The sequence below is a fragment of the Stenotrophomonas thermophila genome (genome assembly GCF_001499715.1).
Classification (GTDB): Bacteria; Pseudomonadota; Gammaproteobacteria; order Xanthomonadales; family Xanthomonadaceae; genus Stenotrophomonas; species Stenotrophomonas hibiscicola.
The window spans coordinates 214,343-229,184 of record NZ_CVIW01000023.1 but is presented as its reverse complement, the minus strand read 5'-3'; the positions used below and the strand labels follow the sequence as shown (position 1 = coordinate 229,184).

The 14,842-nt window shown below is 62.4% G+C and carries 16 protein-coding genes; 5 read left to right on the top strand and 11 right to left on the bottom strand.

Annotated features, from left to right (window positions below):
• The first annotated feature begins 40 nt into the window (after positions 1-40).
• Both BN1263_RS12125 and BN1263_RS12120 read left to right on the top strand, forming a co-directional pair.
• On the top strand, positions 41-808 hold the full coding sequence (locus BN1263_RS12125) for an NAD(P)H-dependent oxidoreductase (RefSeq protein WP_058981405.1): 768 nt from the start codon (positions 41-43) through the stop codon (positions 806-808).
• Positions 809-876: 68 nt separating this feature from the next.
• Positions 877-1,314 carry an acetyltransferase gene (locus BN1263_RS12120; RefSeq protein WP_058981403.1) on the top strand — a complete coding sequence of 146 codons (438 nt, stop codon included), beginning with the start codon at positions 877-879 and terminating at the stop codon, positions 1,312-1,314.
• 27 nt (positions 1,315-1,341) lie between these two features.
• Here the strand turns inward: BN1263_RS12120 and BN1263_RS12115 are convergent, their stop codons facing one another.
• On the bottom strand, positions 1,342-1,848 hold the full coding sequence (locus tag BN1263_RS12115) for a GNAT family N-acetyltransferase (RefSeq protein WP_058981402.1): 507 nt from the start codon (positions 1,846-1,848) through the stop codon (positions 1,342-1,344).
• Between the two features lie 261 nt (positions 1,849-2,109).
• Between BN1263_RS12115 and BN1263_RS12110 the strand changes: the two genes are divergently transcribed.
• From BN1263_RS12110 to BN1263_RS12100, 3 genes are read left to right on the top strand one after another with little or no spacing between them, the layout of a single operon-like run.
• Complete coding sequence (locus BN1263_RS12110) at positions 2,110-2,766, top strand: hypothetical protein (RefSeq protein WP_058981444.1); 657 nt, start codon at positions 2,110-2,112, stop codon at positions 2,764-2,766.
• Between the two features lie 43 nt (positions 2,767-2,809).
• Positions 2,810-3,463 (top strand): hypothetical protein, encoded by a 654-nt coding sequence (locus BN1263_RS12105; RefSeq protein ID WP_021202801.1) that lies wholly within the window; start codon positions 2,810-2,812, stop codon positions 3,461-3,463.
• On the top strand, positions 3,460-4,788 hold the full coding sequence (locus BN1263_RS12100; protein WP_058981400.1) for an XVIPCD domain-containing protein: 1,329 nt from the start codon (positions 3,460-3,462) through the stop codon (positions 4,786-4,788). The genes BN1263_RS12105 and BN1263_RS12100 overlap by 4 nt, the downstream gene beginning before the upstream one ends.
• Positions 4,789-4,840: 52 nt before the next feature.
• Here BN1263_RS12100 and BN1263_RS12095 read toward each other — a convergent pair whose 3' ends face one another.
• The 10 genes from BN1263_RS12095 to BN1263_RS12060 form a co-directional block, all read right to left on the bottom strand.
• Complete coding sequence (locus BN1263_RS12095; RefSeq protein ID WP_448226385.1) at positions 4,841-6,109, bottom strand: hypothetical protein; 1,269 nt, start codon at positions 6,107-6,109, stop codon at positions 4,841-4,843.
• A gap of 97 nt (positions 6,110-6,206) precedes the next feature.
• Entirely contained in the window at positions 6,207-7,214 is a 1,008-nt protein-coding gene (locus tag BN1263_RS12090) for an XVIPCD domain-containing protein (protein ID WP_058981397.1), read from the bottom strand.
• 57 nt (positions 7,215-7,271) lie between these two features.
• Positions 7,272-7,808, bottom strand: a complete 537-nt coding sequence (locus tag BN1263_RS12085; RefSeq protein WP_019660284.1) for a hypothetical protein — start codon at positions 7,806-7,808, stop codon at positions 7,272-7,274.
• Between the two features lie 345 nt (positions 7,809-8,153).
• Positions 8,154-8,321 carry a DUF4189 domain-containing protein gene (locus BN1263_RS21005; RefSeq protein ID WP_080398812.1) on the bottom strand — a complete coding sequence of 56 codons (168 nt, stop codon included), beginning with the start codon at positions 8,319-8,321 and terminating at the stop codon, positions 8,154-8,156.
• A 601-nt stretch (positions 8,322-8,922) separates the two neighbouring features.
• Positions 8,923-9,447: a DUF4189 domain-containing protein gene (locus BN1263_RS20095; RefSeq protein ID WP_260832945.1), complete on the bottom strand. Its 525-nt coding sequence runs from the start codon at positions 9,445-9,447 to the stop codon at positions 8,923-8,925.
• A 30-nt stretch (positions 9,448-9,477) separates the two neighbouring features.
• Positions 9,478-10,620: a TrbL/VirB6 family protein gene (locus BN1263_RS12080; protein WP_058981395.1), complete on the bottom strand. Its 1,143-nt coding sequence runs from the start codon at positions 10,618-10,620 to the stop codon at positions 9,478-9,480.
• A 77-nt stretch (positions 10,621-10,697) separates the two neighbouring features.
• Positions 10,698-11,489 (bottom strand): hypothetical protein, encoded by a 792-nt coding sequence (locus BN1263_RS12075; RefSeq protein WP_058981392.1) that lies wholly within the window; start codon positions 11,487-11,489, stop codon positions 10,698-10,700.
• Positions 11,490-11,548: 59 nt separating this feature from the next.
• Positions 11,549-13,987, bottom strand: coding sequence for a VirB4 family type IV secretion/conjugal transfer ATPase (locus tag BN1263_RS12070; RefSeq protein WP_058981390.1), 2,439 nt, complete (start codon positions 13,985-13,987; stop codon positions 11,549-11,551).
• 81 nt (positions 13,988-14,068) lie between these two features.
• Complete coding sequence (locus tag BN1263_RS12065) at positions 14,069-14,377, bottom strand: VirB3 family type IV secretion system protein (protein ID WP_019660289.1); 309 nt, start codon at positions 14,375-14,377, stop codon at positions 14,069-14,071.
• Entirely contained in the window at positions 14,370-14,780 is a 411-nt protein-coding gene (locus tag BN1263_RS12060; RefSeq protein WP_058981388.1) for a TrbC/VirB2 family protein, read from the bottom strand. The genes BN1263_RS12065 and BN1263_RS12060 overlap by 8 nt, the downstream gene beginning before the upstream one ends.
• Positions 14,781-14,842: the final 62 nt, after the last annotated feature.

Sequence of the window (14,842 nt, the reverse complement as noted above, 5' to 3'; positions counted from 1 at the left end):
GCCGCGAGGATGGTCGCACACTCCTCGAACACCTCGCCCCATGCGCGCCCTGATCCTGCTTGCCCATCCCGAACCCCGCTCCTTCAACGCCCACCTGGCCGCGCAGGCCGCGGAGCAGCTGCGGCATGACGCGCTGGAGGTGGACGTGGTCGACCTGTATGCAGAGGGCTTCGATCCGCTCGAAGCGGCCCACCATCATTCAAGTCGCCTGCAGCCCGGCCGCTTCGATGCCCAGCGCGAACAGCGCTACGGCGCCGAACAGGGCCGACTACCCGCCGATGTGCAGCGCCATCTGCAGCTGCTGCAGGCCGCGGATCGGGTCATCCTCCAGTTTCCGCTGTGGTGGTTCGCGGCACCGGCGATCCTCAAGGGCTGGCTGGACCGCGTGCTGGTCTACGGGCCGATGTACAACAGTCGCCTGCGCCACGAACACGGCGCGATGCGCGGCAAGCGTGCCCTGCTCAGCGTCACCACCGGCTCTTCGGCACGGGCCTGCGCGGTGGATGGCCGCGAGGGTGATACCCGTCTGTTGCTGTGGCCGTTGATGTACTGCCTACGCTACGTCGGCTTCGACGTACTGGAACCGCATGTGGTGCACGGTGTGCGTTCCGGGCTGGCACCGGAGCGCGTGCAGGCACACGACGAGGCATTGGCTGCAGCAACCTATTACTACCGCGAACGCCTGGCGCACTGGACGCAGTGGCCCACCGTGCCCTTCAACGACAGCGACGATTTCGAGGATGGCGTGGTGCTGCGCGCGGAGGCCACTGCCTACAGCCCCTTCATCCGCCATCGCACCACCGGATGAATCCACGCCTGCGCGCTGGATCGGGACGCGCGATACTACGTGCTCATTGAAAGCACCTTGGTGAACCCATGACCACCCTGCGCCCCTCGCGTGCCGACGACGGCGTCGCCCTCATCGATGTCTGGCGCCGCGCCGTCGACGCCACCCATGACTTTCTCAGCGCCGAAGACCGCCAGGCCATCGATGCCGAAGTCGCCAGCTTCCTGCCGCAGGCGCCGATGACCGTTGCGGTCGATGCACAGGATCGGCCACTGGGCTTCATGCTGATCGACGGCACGCACATGGAAGCGCTGTTCATCGATCCGGACGTGCGCGGCACTGGTATCGGCCGGCAACTGCTGCAGCACGCGCTGGCCCGGCATCCGCAGCTGACTACCGACGTCAATGAGCAGAACGCACAGGCCGTTGGCTTCTACCTGCGCATGGGCTTCGTCGAAACCGGCCGCTCACCGCTCGATTCGCAGGGCCGTCCGTATCCCCTGATCCATCTCCGGCACAACGGCTGACGGATGTTCGAGGCCCGCCCCCGATCATCAGGCCGTGGCTTCGAATGCCGGTGAGTACTGCACCTCTCCCTGCGCCATCGGTGGCCGCAGGCACAGCGCCTGGAAGTACTCTGGCGGCACACCCGGCAGCACCAGGCCCGGCTCGGCGCGGAATCCGAATCGACCGTAGTACGCGGGTTCTCCCAGCAATACGCAGCCCCGCGCCCCCTGCTCACGCAATGCATCAAGCGCCGCGTGCATCAGCGCCGCGCCAACACCCTGCCCCTGCCATCCGGGCAGCACCGAAATTGGCCCCAGGCCAAACCAGCCGGTGCTGCCATCGCTGATCGTCACCGGCGACAAGGCAACATGCCCGACGACCTGCCCGTCCTTCTCGGCGACCAGCGAGAGACTCAGCTCTCCACGCGAACGCAGTGCATCCACAATGAACTGCTCGGTATGGCTGCTGTGCGGGGCTTCGCGGAAGGCTGCCTCGGTGATTGCGTGGATGACAGCACGGTCTTCGCGGTTTTCAGGGCGGATCATGCAGTTCAAGGAAAGCGCCTTCTATAAAGTGATGGACATGTGAATGATTGATTTCAGTCACGGATTCAGCCGCAGAGATGCCCCCGGCAGCAATGCCACCGTGACGATCGCGAGCCTTGTGCGGCAAGCGATCCGACCGGGCAATGCCTCCCCAGCGCGTCAAAAATCCGTCTCCAAGGGTGGCACAGCGCTCCCGGCACGTTCCATAATCGAGATACCTGCCACCCAGGAAGGATAGATGGACACGGACGCACGATGCAGGATCGCGCCATGGGTGTAGTTCGCCCCGAACCAAGGGGACGGCCGCTGCTGGCATTGCTCGCCCTCGTCCCGCTTGCGGCATGTTCGCCCTACGCCGATGCCGAGCGTGACGTCGCCGCAGGTGGACGCGGCCTGGCCAAACTCAACCCGGCACCGAAGCAGGCCTACGAACTGGTGCTGACACTGAAGGACGCGCCGGGCCCGTTCGTGATCGTGGAGGGCGTGGCCCAGTACGACGTCAGCAACTACGAAGACTGCGGGCGGGTCATCTGGTCCACCGGCACGGCCAGCCGCATCACCAGCCAGGAACCGGTGGAACTGCGCAGGACGGGCGAGAACGAATACCGCGGTATGTTCTACCTCGACCGCATGCAGGATCAGGATTATTACGATCGCGGTACGTGCCACTGGACGCTGACCGGTGTTGGCGCGATGTTGCGTGCGACGAACGGCGAAGCCGATACGCGATTCCTGACCTACGTCAATAAAGAGCGCATGGACGCAGGATCGCCGCTGACTCTCTACTACCCGAAGACGGCCTATCCCCGCGCCGAGCTTGCTGCCAACTTCCCTGCCAGCGGTAAAGAAGATCCGTCGGCCTACAAAGAGGAACTACGTAACGCGTTGTTCTCATCCACCACCACTGTGCAGAAGCTGGTGCCATGAGCCGCCAGTGCCACATTCAGCCTTACACACCAGGAGGCCGACATTGCGCCACAAGATGATTCCGTGCCTTGCTCTGCTTCTGTTGACCGCCTGCCATCCGGAGACCGCCATGAACCAGGAACGTGCCGCTGCTGAAGCCGATGTCGCCCAGGGTGGGCGCGGCCTCGCCAAGCTCAACCCCAGCCCGCGCAAGGCCTATGAACTGGTGCTGCGCCTGAAGGACGCCCCCGGCGATTTCGCGCTGGTCAAGGGCGTGGCCCAGTACGACGTCACCAATGAAGACCAGTGCGGCTATATCGAGCCGGCCACCGGCACGGCTGCACGGATTACCAGCCAGGAGCCGGTGGAACTGCGCAAGGTCGCTGATGGCGAGTACCGGGGCACGCTGTATGTGGACCGCATGCTGGATGAAGACTACTACGGCCGCGGCGTGTGCAGGTGGGAGTTCACCGGCGCCGGGGCAATGCTCAAGGCAACGGGTGCTGAAGAAGAAACCCGCTTCCTCACCTTCGTCGACGCCAAGCCGCTGACCGAAGGTGGCGCACATACGCTCTACTATCCGGATCTGGTCTATCCGAAGGCAGATCGCGTTCCCAATTTCCCCGCCAGTGGCGAGCCCAATCGCAGCAATTACGCCCCTGACCTTCAGGACAAGCTGTTTACGATCACCCTCTCCGCAAGCGAGGTGGCGCCGTGACCATCACCTCCCAGGATTACGCCGCGCTATCTGATGACGCCTATAAGGATCGGGCCGTCGGCCGACGTGAACCCGGCCTAGAGGAGAAAGTCACGTTAAACGGCCATGAGTACAAGATACTTGAGCACGTCAATAATCGCCTCAACGGCTATCAAGGCACCGTCTATCAGCGAGTAGACACCAAAGAGATCGTCATTGCGCATCGCGGCACCGAGCAGATAGCTCGCGATGCGATTCTGACCGATGGCGGCATGGTGGTGGCACGCACGAACGTGCAGGCTCCTGACGCGATTGCCCTGACACAGAGGACGCTTGAAGGCGTCGCGCTTCAGTCTCGCTTGAACGGTATACCTGCTCCCCAGGTCACCGTCACCGGTCACTCCCTCGGCGGCGCGCTGGCCCAGATCACCTCGCACCACTTCAACGTCAAGGGCGAGACCTTCAACGCCTATGGCGCGGTCAGCCTCAGCTACCGCATCCCGGAAGGTGGCAACACCATGATCAACCATGTCATGGCCTCCGATCCGGTCAGCGCGGCGTCGCCACATTTCGGCCAGGTGCGGATCTACGCCAGGCCGAATGAAATCAGCACGCTCGCCGCGAACGGTTTCAGCAATCACTCGTTGCGCGCCCTTATCCCCGACCGGCCGATCATCGCCGCAGGCAGCTCGTTCGGCGCGCACAAGCTGGGCAACTTCCTCGGTGACGGCTCGGTGCTGCAGCACCCGGAAACGCAGAAGCTGGCAAAAGACAACGCCAGGATGATCGAGGAATACCGCGACGACGTTGAATCACTGCGCCGTGGTGTCACCCGCGCGGCGCGGGGCATTCCGGGCGGCGCCGTCGACCTGTACGACCACATCCGCGGCCCGCTGCAGCCCGGTGAGCCGGCACGCCGCGAAGCGGAGAAGAACGGCCATCACACCAGCATGCTGCGAATGGACGATGCCAACCATGTGGGCAACCCACTGTTCAACGACGCGATCCGTGGCGTGCACGCGCAGGATGTCCGCGTCGGCCGGGTACCAGACGTGATGAGCACGCAACTGGCAGGCAGTCTGGCCGCCGAAATGCACGCAGCAGGCGGCAAGCGCATCGACGAAGTGGTCATGAATGCCGACGCCTCGCGCAGCTTCGCCGTGCAGGGCCAGGGCGGTGACCCCGCCCACCTTCGTGTGTCGGTGGATACGGCAGTGGCGATGAACACCCCGCTGGAACAGAGCAGCCAGCGCATCGACCAGCAGGCCGCCGACCAGCGCGTTGCGCTGGAGCGCGACCAGCAGCTGGAACAGCAGCGGAACCAGACCCGCAGCCTGCAGGCCTGATGCAGCGCGGGAGCCGGTCAGCCCGGCTCCCGCATCACTTCGAGACTCCGGCTCAGGGGCTGGACGCTGCCATTGGCACGGATGCTGCGGCCGTCACGAACAGATCGGGCCCGGAATCCGGGAATCCGCCACAGGCGCGATCGCCGGGTGCCACCGGGTCACAGGGCCACTGCGCGCGCGCGACCTTCTCGCGCAGCTCGAAGCGATCACCGGTCCAGACCACGAACGCGATGTGCTCACGGTTCCAGTCACTGTAGGCGCGCGGACCGCCCTTCTGCACCGTCTCCGGGTACTGCACGAACCAACGCATTGCCGGGCCATACTGCAGTTTGCTGTGGTCCAGGCTGATCCGTCCCTCACGCGACAGCTGCCGCGCACGATCCGCTTCCGTCTGCTGCGGCATGACCGGCATGGCATCGGCGGTCACATCCCGCGGCGCTGCATCCCCGCGGACCTGGTACACACGCTGGGCCACATAGGCCTCGCGGCAATCACCTGCGGGTACGCGGACCGGCTCCGCGCCGTACTCATCGCGGTTGGCGACCTGGTCGCTGCAGGTGAACGGCGCCGACACCAGATAGAACGTGCTGTCGGCGTCGCGCCCTTCCAGCGAACGCACCCAGATGTCGCCCATCCGCACGATGAAGTCCGGGCGCTGGCCATAGCCCGGCACCGCCTTGAACCATGCCTTCTGCCGCACCTCACGCTCGCGCCAGCTGCGCGGCAGGTGGATGTCCTGCACGGGCAGCGCGACCAGCAACGCTGCCAGATGCGCCGGCATGGTGCCCTGGCAGGCGCCAATCAGCAGGTCGCCCTGGGTCGCCAGCCGCCCGGCCAGATCCACCGGGCAGCGGGCACCGAGCGCCCGCTCGGTCGCCTGCTCTGGCGGCAACGGCACGATGGCCAATGCGGGCGGAGCGGGGGCTACCGCGGGAACGGTTGGCTCGACGGAGGCGGGCGGTGCAGCCACAGGTGCCGCCGCTGCGGGCGCAACGGGCGCCGGCGCCGGATCCGCAGTCGGCGCCGGCTGCGCGTCCACCACAGGGGTCGCAGGGGGTGTCACGGCAGCCGACACCTCGGGCGTCGGCGCCACGACAACGGCGTCGGCCGCCGTGGGTGCTGCAACGTGCGCCGTCCCTGCAGGCGCGTCAAAGGCCGCCTCGGCAGCGGGGGGCGTCTCCACGAGGGGTGCTGCGGCCTCCTGAGCCTGTGCCGACGCTGCGGCGAGTCCAAGTGACAGCAGCCAGAGTGGCGGCAGGCGGCGCGCGGATGCATTGCAGCGGGCAGCAGCGTGCCGGGCATTCGAGGTAACGATTCGCATGTGGTGTCCTTACGATTGGGTTTCCATGTCGGCGCCACAGGGCGCCACGCGTCGTACGTAAAGCGCCTGCAGGCACCCTGCCCGCCGGCATCAAGTGCTACAGGGATCGAGAGCGCTGCTCCTGCTCGCGGGCGAGCGCGGCCGCGGGGTCCTGCTGGGCGACGCTGGCGGCCAACTGCTGGCTGCTCTGCGCCAGCGGCTGCTGCGCCGCCTGTTCGCGATCGACCGATGCGCGCAGCATGGCCGGATCGCCCAGCCCACCCTGTACCGCAAACAGCGTGCGACCGTCATTGCCGGCCAGGAGATGATCGATGCGCGACAGGCCGGCCTTATGCGCCCCCAGCGCCAATGCGCCAGCGGCATTGTCGAGCTCTTGTACGCTGCGCAGACCGCTTTGCGGCCCCATCTGCTGCAGGTGCTGGCGCGCTCCCGAGAACAGCGTGTATCCCGGCTCGCCCGGTTGCGACATGTCGCGTCCCGTTGCCTGCTGGGCAAGCGCCCCCACTTCGCCGCGCTCCAGGCGCGCCATCACATCGGGAGTCAGCTTCTGTTGCCACACGTCAAAACGCTGCTGGCGGGCTTCGATGCCGTTGAGCGCGCCATTCAGGGCACGCGTGGCTTCGCGCACATCCTCGCGTGCCGCCTCCGGCACCCGCGTCTGCCACTGCCACACGGCAATGCGACCTGCGTGCTCGGGCTGCGCGGCCAGTTCCGGGTGATTCACCAGGTCCAGTTCCAGCGCCTTGCCGGCACGCTCATAGTTCTCCTTGCCGACCAGCGGCAGATAGCCGCGGCCGTGATACTTCAGTGCGTCGCCAGGGGCATCGTTGCCCATGCGCCCGCCGTACATCAGCTCAGCCAGGTTTTCCGGGCGGCCACGCAGCGCGTCCTGACGGGCGCTCTCCAGCGCACCGTTGCCATTGCGCCACGCTGCTTCCACCGGGATCTGCGAGATGCCCCGGGTGAAGTTGAAACTCTCGTTGAGACGGCTCAAGCCACGGGATTCATGCCCGGCCTGCGCCATGAAGTTGGCCAGTTCCCGGGACGAAGTCATGCCGGCCTCCGTGGCCTGCCGCAACAGCAACGACTCCCTATCCTGCGACACGGTGAAACTCCTGCTCGATCATCGTTGGATACTCCCGCCTCCTCACAGGCATGGCACTCAGGGCAAGCTCACGTCGGCGACGACGGAAGGGTCGAAATCCTCGAATCGCACCCGGCCAAGCTCGGCCGCGGAGAAATCGCGCGTGTGGGTCGCTTCGGTTTCGGTGTCCACCACCTTGCGCTGCACGCCATGCACCCAGCACGCCTGCTCGGCAGGTGCATACCGGAAGGTGTAGACGCTGCTCCAGCGTTCGCGGCTGCCGCCGTTGGTGATCACGCTGAACGCGCCGTCTTCAATCGTCACGTAGGCGAAGGGGTCACCGGCCATGCCACCGCGCGTTGAGCACGGCACCAGCTTGTCGTTGCGTGCCGCCAGCTGCCAGCGGCCCGTGGCATCGCCCAGCAGCAACAGCAGGACCCGGTTCGGTCCGTGCTCGCCGGGCAACAAGCCCTCCGGAGGAGGTTGGTCGATCACCAGGAGCTGGTCCTGGAAACCATTGCCGGTCAGATCGCCGCGTACAGCTTCCAGCAGGTTCGCGCCGGACGGAACGAACGCCAGGGCATTGTCCATGTGCGTGCCACTCCCCTTCTCCATCCCCTGCAACTCCTTCAATCCCGTCTTGCCAGTTCCCGAGCGGAGGCCGGAAACGGGGCGATGCCCCGCACGTGCCCGGCGGCCGCCACGGCGGATGATAGCCCCGAGCCCACGGCAACCGCGATGGTGGCAAGCGTCACCCGCACCGCGGGGGGACACAGTCCTCATGGACGGAAAAGCTCCTGCGTTCGATGGCACCGGCGCGTCGGGATTTTGACGCGCACGCAGCTTACTTCGAGGAGGCGGGTCTCGTCGAAGGGGGCTTGGGATGAAAAGCGCACTTGATCACAGAAAGAGTGCGGTTAACGTGAATGGATGCCTACTTGGAGATGACGGCAGCGCTGATCAGGCACTTAACGCTCGTGCAGACGCAAGCAGAACGGGTGCAGCGACCGCAGCAATGCACTGATTCTCGTAGGAAAAAGAAGTTCGACAGGCACGACCACCTGAGTGCCGGCATTGCATCACAGCCTCTGCCTCTGCCTCAGACTTACTACGCTTCCCGGTAGACACTCGGACGCACGCTCAGGAGAAACAGAGATCGCGCCCCACGTTTTGATCCACTTCCCTCCGGGTTACGGCGTCTTGAGCGAGCCGTCACCCGCCCCAGGGATCGGAGCGCATCCTTGGACACCTTGCCCGCCAATAGGATACTGCCCCGGAGGACACCCGCCCTCCGCGAACGCTGCCGACTGGAAGACTGCGGCGAACAAAAGGCCCAGGATCACCCGCCAACTCCGTAGAAGCGTAAGCCTCCAAGACATCGCGCCTCCTGCCCGTATTCGACTGCACTGCCACCCATCTGCAAATATGCCATGAAGCTGCCCGAGGCGCCCTAGACGAACATGGCCGCCATTGGCGACAGTCAGATAGTGTTCGCTAGGATCAAGCCCATGTCGCGCTACTGCTGCCCGGACCTACTCAGATGTGAGCGCAGCACCCGCCACGTCAATTGCTGCGGCCAAATTTGTCGCTGCTGAACGCCTGATCATACCGAGAATCTCCCAACATCAAGAGTAGAGTTCTTCTTAGTTTGATGGGCGCAGAAAAGAAACAGCCCGCTCAACGGCGGGCCATTCTATCGCCGCATCATGAGAAAAATGCGGGCAATTATTCAAAACTTCTCAAACTCCGGCTCGGTGCAATTGGACATGACAACTTCACATGTCCGTTTGGAAGCAGCACGACATTGCGCCAAGGATAGGCCTGCCGCCTCCTCCTTTGTGGCTGCAGCAGAGTAGAAAGTCCCTCCGGCTCCCGCATTCGAAACAGCCGCCGTCGCGCATTGATTCTTATAGGTGAACTTCACTTGGCAATCCCGACCGCCTGCATCAGAGCAGGATCTCACCGCCGCGCTTCCCGCATCCACCTTCTTCCTCCACCCACTTGCCGCTCCTGCGATTCCGGAAGGCGAGGCGGCAAATGCTCCCCAAGTCTTGATCCACCGCCCCGTTGGACGCGGGCTTTCCGCTCCTGATCCACCAGCAGGTATTGGCGCGCATCCGCCGGCACCCTGCCCGCCAATCGGATACTGGCCTGGAGGACACCGTCCTTCGGCGAAGGCAGCGCCGCCGGCCCCAAAAATTAGGATTGCTGCAAGAGAGCACCTCAGAACTTGAGCTGCGCGGTCACTATTCATACACACATCCTTCAACCTAAGTCAGATCCATCAATCCGCCAAGCCATACTGCCCCTGCTTCTGATTGGACGGCGTGTAAGTGCTTGGAGCAGAGTTCCTTATAGTGACACCACCATCCTGATGACTCGAATGCCCTTCGCTCTTCGATGGCGAAGGAGGTGTGTAGGTACCCGGAGGCCGACCATCAGCACTAGGAGTTGAGGCCGCACTGCCACCTATCTGCGAATATGCCATGAAGCTACCCAAGGTGCCCTGGAAGAACATGGCCGCCATTGGGGGCGCAGTCAGAATCAAGGTCGTCAGAATCAGGCCCATGCCGCCCTGCTGCAGCGCTTGACTGGTGAAATCAACACTGCCGTCCGGGTTGAGAAGGTACTTGTCCACTAGAGCACTGGTCCAGAAGGCAGCCGATACACGGATCACCATATCAAGCGCTATGGAAATCATGGCGGCCAGCACTGCCATCGAGAACATCGTACCGATGCCATAGAACAGCCACTTCTGGAACAACTGTTTCGTCTGATCGAACAGCAAGCAAAGGATGAACAGAGGCCCCAGGCCAATGAAGAGCGCCAGGGCGACCTCATACAGCAAGAGCATCGAACCTGCCGTCACGGCGGGGCCGCCCGTACCCAAGCCTACCGCCCAGAGTGCGCGATTCTTGTCATCACGCAGGTTTCCATCATCCAACACCTTGATCGCATCGATACTGGACAGGCCCACCTGCATCCATGCCAGACTCTTGTCGATCTGATCTTCCGGCGAGTCGTTCTTGCCGGTCACTACGTGAGCAATCTCGTTCTTCAGATCCTTGGTGAGAAAATCTTTCAGAGTCCCGCCAAACATCGCCATGCTGGTGGCGACACTGACAATCAGTGCCGCGCGCGCCATGTTTGTCACCAGTACCATCATCGAATCACGACTCCGGCCGGTAACAATGCGGAATCCCTGAATAAGCACCCACAACGTCATGAGTGTCAGGGCAATGCCGCCCACCCAAGCCATCATGTGGCCCAACAACTGAATGCCAAAGTCATCGATCCGCTTACGCAGGTAGCCGAGGATCGTTCGGAAGAACACAAAGTCTCCGATCGACTGTACCCGCACGGCATAGGCAAGCAGCTCGTGCAAGCCACCTGAGAAGTCAAAGCTCGTGATCGATCGAATGTTCATTCCTGATGTTCCTGTCTGATTCCTTCATGCCGGGTGCCGATCTCCCGGTTGATGCATTTCAGTATTTCCGGCGTCGATCAATCGATGCTCAGCGCAGTCTTCAGCGCCACCGTCTTGACCAGATCGCTAGCCAGGCCCTTCTTTCCCTTCAGGGCATTCTGGGCGACGATCTTCTGATTCGCTTCCATCACCTGGATGTAGGCGTCATATGCCTTCATCCGACTATCGAAGTTCTGGACAGTTGCATTCATTTCGTTTGCAGTGCGAAGGGAGTCGCTCGCAACCGCATCTATGTTGCCCTTCAGGTTGCTACCGAATCTCAGGTCAGCGATCGACTCAAGGCTCTTCGCGAATGAGGGACCTGTGCGCAACATGAAATCAACCGCATCGTTGTATTTGCGATTCTGCATCATGCGGATGTTCACGCAGATCTGGGTCTGCTGCTTCTTCCAGTCACCCGTGGAATCAAACACCAGCGATGGCAACATATCCTTGAGATCAGCCCCAGTACCGCAGGTTTCAGCCACCAGGTACTTTGAAGCTACTGGCGTCAGGGGCGCTGCATCTGGAAGCCCGAAGTCATTCATGATGCCCTGCACCTTGATGAGCGCCTCTCTGTACTCGGTCAATGTCTGATTCCAGTCTTTCAGCCACTGGGTATTCTCTTTGACGAACTGGGTCTTCTCCTGCAGCTTGGACTGCAGAGTATTGATCTGATTCCAGATGTGCTGCATCAGCGCTGGACCGGTTTCCTGCACCGGACCAAACGCCCCAGCATTGGTGGCAGACAGCGCCAAGGCAACACCCAGCACCTTGGCCACCGGCTTGAGTACCTTGCGAGCGCTAGCCCGACGCTTGACGTTGTTCATGGCAAAACTCCTGTTGTTCAGATTGACACCCACTTGCCTGTCTCCTGCTTGCGCTGCCATCAGGCTGCGTCGGACCGGGGTTCCTTCCCCGAACCCTTTCGATTCTTGTAGAAATCTTCCAGCCACTGCTCCGGTGTCAGCTCATCCACGGTGATCCGGTTGCGGACCGCTGCCGTCTGCAGGACCCGATGCATGACATCGATGTTGTCGGTCGAGGCCGAGATCACCGAGAGGATGTCGTCCATGCCACGCAGGTTGAGCTGGCAGACGCTGGACGCATGGCCCTGCTTGACCAGGAAGCAGCGTGAGCGCTCGTCCAGGGCGGTAACTACCCTGAACTCGGCCTCGGTCAGCTTCAGGCCGTCCATGTAATCGCTCTTGCTGGCATTCGGGTTCGGCAGCAGGATCAGCGTGGCGGTCTGTTCGATCAGTGCAGCCGAGATATCGCTCTTCAGCGCATCTTCCGGGCTCTGCGTTGCGAATATGCCCAGACCGTTCTGCTTACGGATGGTCTTCTGCTTGTTCTTCGCGAATTCCTTCAGGCCACCCTCGCCGTCCAGGATCTTCCAGAATTCGTCCATCACGTAGATCAGCGGACGACCATCGATCAACGACTCCAGGCGGTGCAGCAGGTAATTGATGACCGGCACGCGCACTTCGGGATTGTCGATGATGTCGGTGTAGTCGAAGCCGATGATGTTGGCCTTGCTCAGGTCAACGGTATCCACCGGATTGTCGAACACCCAGCCCAGCGAATTGCCCGAGGTCCAGCGGCGCATGCGTGCATAGAGCCCATCGTCGCCCATGTTGGGCAGGCTCTTCTGGAAGTTGGTCATGCTGCGCAGGTGCATCGGCGTATCGAGCATGCTTTCCACTGCGCGGTAGATGTCCTCTTCCTCGCGCGCACTGTACTCACGCTTGCCGGCCAGCACCTTGATCAGGTCGGCCAGGAACTGAACGTTGGCTTCATTGTTCTCGCATTGGAACGGGTTGAAGCCGGTCGGCGCGCCGTTCTCCAGAGCCAGATAGTTACCACCGCAGGCACGGACGAAGATCTCCGCACCACGGTCCTTGTCGAAGAAGAAGATGGTCGGCGACGGCTCGTACTTCTGCACCTGGCTGAGCAGGAAGTTGATCAGCGCAGTCTTACCGGTACCCGACTTACCAATCACCATGGTGTTGGCGATCGCCTTCTCGCCCAACGAGTTCTCTGACGGATGGGTCGCGTGGAAATTGAAGTAGTACGGCTGGCCGTTGGTGGTCTGCAGCGTGGTGACGCAGTCGCCCCACGGGTTGTTGTGCTGCTTGCCGGTAGCAAAATTGTGCAACGGCGACAGCCCCAGGAAGTTCAGCGAGCTGACATTGGCCAGGCGGGTGCGGTAGCGCCAGTTGGCTGGCAGCTGCGAATAGAAGGACGAGGTGACGGCCAGATCTTCCTTGGTCGACACGAAACCTGCATTGGACAGCTCGGCGCGCGTCGTGGCCACGTTCTGTGACAGCTTGGCCTGGCTGTCGCCGTAGACCGCCATGATGAAGTGATACTCGCCGAGCACGAAATTGCCCGACGAGAGCTGATCCATCGCCTGGTCCAGCTCGACGATCTGGCTGACCGCCTTATCGCCGGAGGAGATCATCATGCCCTTGGTGCGGTCGAGCACCTTGAGCGCGTCCTGGCGCCCCATCGGGCTGAACGAATGGGTGATGACGTACTCGTAGTCCAGGTACTTCAGGCCGTTGAGGATGCCCGGGTACGTTCCCTCAGCATATTCCTTGATGTTCAGGATGGCGCCGAAGTGGTTGGCACCGTTGGGGGTGTTGATGACGAAGTCACCGGTCTTGGCCGAAAACATGTGCCGGCTCACTGGCAGGTAGTCCTTGATCGGTGCCGACAGCACCGGCACCGGCTCGTCGATGCGATTGATCAGGTAGCCGAACAGCTCCAGCGTTTCAGAGAACACCACGCCGTTCTTTGCCTCGTACATTCCCAGGCGGTACGGCGCATAGTCGCGGATGACGGCCTCGACGTTGCCGGCCAGCTCCATCAACTTTTCTACTGCCTGCTCCTGCTCGGCGCGCAGCTTGTCCACGTTCGCCGACTTCTCGACGAAACGCTTACCCGCCACCACGGGGCGGTAGATCATAGTCAGGTACAGCTCGTTCTGCATGATGCGCTGTGAGGACAACATGCCCATGTACTGATCGGACACATCCTGGTTGAAGCGCTGCTTGTAGTTGCTCCTGCCCTTCAGGGTCCGGCGACGACGGATGTCGTGCACCCAGAAGGCGACGTTGACGAAATCCGGCGCGCGCAGCGTCTGCAGCAGGCGGTTGAACGTGTTGTGGCGATGCTCAAGCTCCCACTCCTCACGGCCGACGAACGGCAGCCCTTCCAGATGCCAGGTCAGCAGGTAGTCGCCGCCCGTGGTCTTGACCACGTTAGGGGCGACGTGCGACGACAATGGAATGAACTCGCTGATGGAGGTGTCTGGGCTGAACATACGACTGCTTCCAAAGAGGTACTGCCAAAAAGTTTCAACAGACCCGACGGGCGCGGACGCCCGCCAGGCCGGATCCGGACCTCAATCCATTCGGGCCGGCTTGTCGCGGTAATGGTTGGGGTTGAACACCCACATGCCATCGTGTTCCTGCACGTTGCGGACTTTCAGCTTGAACATCAGGCGCAGGCCCAACAGGCGGAAGATCATTTCGTCACGCTTGGCCATCTGCCGCATGATGAAGACCGCCACCGGAATGGTGAGCAGGAACCAGAAGTTCGTGTACATGCTGAGCAGCAGCAAGCCACCTGCCACCATGAAAAATGGCAGATAGGGCACGCCCAGGAACATCGCTGGGCGCGTGCAGCCGCGGAACACGACGTTCTTATGCACTGTAGTACTGGATCACATGGTTGATCAGGTAGGAGGTGCTGGTGCCACCACCACACTTGCCGTCGCTACCATCACCCAGCAGCATGCGCGCGATCTGGCCCGCAGCGCCGATCAGCACGCCGCCGATCAGAATCGGTGCAACGTCAGCGATGCGCTTGTGCGCGAACGCGATCTGATAACCGGCGAAGATCACCGCGATGGTGACCACGGCGATCGAGGCGATGTTCAGCAGGCCGTTGATGTTGTTGAAGAAGCCGCACACCTTCTTGTCGGTGCCGCCGAAGTCGACGGCACCGTTGGCGAAGACCTGCGGGGCGAACATGGCGCCGACGAAAACCGTGGCCATCAGCAGGGTCTTCAGCGTGCGCTGGGCCTGGACGAGGTCGAGATTGGATCGCTTCATGGATTGATTTCCTTGTTGATGGACTAACACAACTGAATCGGCCAGCCGGGGGACTGGCCGCA

Bases quoted from the DNA above. Each gene is read 5' to 3' on its own strand.
- BN1263_RS12125 (WP_058981405.1), top strand. From the start codon at position 41: ATGCGCGCCCTGATCCTGCTTGCCCATCCCGAACCCCGCTCCTTCAAC.
- BN1263_RS12120 (WP_058981403.1), top strand. From the start codon at position 877: ATGACCACCCTGCGCCCCTCGCGTGCCGACGACGGCGTCGCCCTCATC.
- BN1263_RS12110 (WP_058981444.1), top strand. From the start codon at position 2,110: ATGGGTGTAGTTCGCCCCGAACCAAGGGGACGGCCGCTGCTGGCATTG.
- BN1263_RS12095 (WP_448226385.1), bottom strand. From the start codon at position 6,109: ATGCGAATCGTTACCTCGAATGCCCGGCACGCTGCTGCCCGCTGCAAT.
- BN1263_RS12085 (WP_019660284.1), bottom strand. From the start codon at position 7,808: ATGGAGAAGGGGAGTGGCACGCACATGGACAATGCCCTGGCGTTCGTT.
- BN1263_RS20095 (WP_260832945.1), bottom strand. From the start codon at position 9,447: ATGAATAGTGACCGCGCAGCTCAAGTTCTGAGGTGCTCTCTTGCAGCA.
- BN1263_RS12080 (WP_058981395.1), bottom strand. From the start codon at position 10,620: ATGAACATTCGATCGATCACGAGCTTTGACTTCTCAGGTGGCTTGCAC.
- BN1263_RS12075 (WP_058981392.1), bottom strand. From the start codon at position 11,489: ATGAACAACGTCAAGCGTCGGGCTAGCGCTCGCAAGGTACTCAAGCCG.
- BN1263_RS12070 (WP_058981390.1), bottom strand. From the start codon at position 13,987: ATGTTCAGCCCAGACACCTCCATCAGCGAGTTCATTCCATTGTCGTCG.
- BN1263_RS12060 (WP_058981388.1), bottom strand. From the start codon at position 14,780: ATGAAGCGATCCAATCTCGACCTCGTCCAGGCCCAGCGCACGCTGAAG.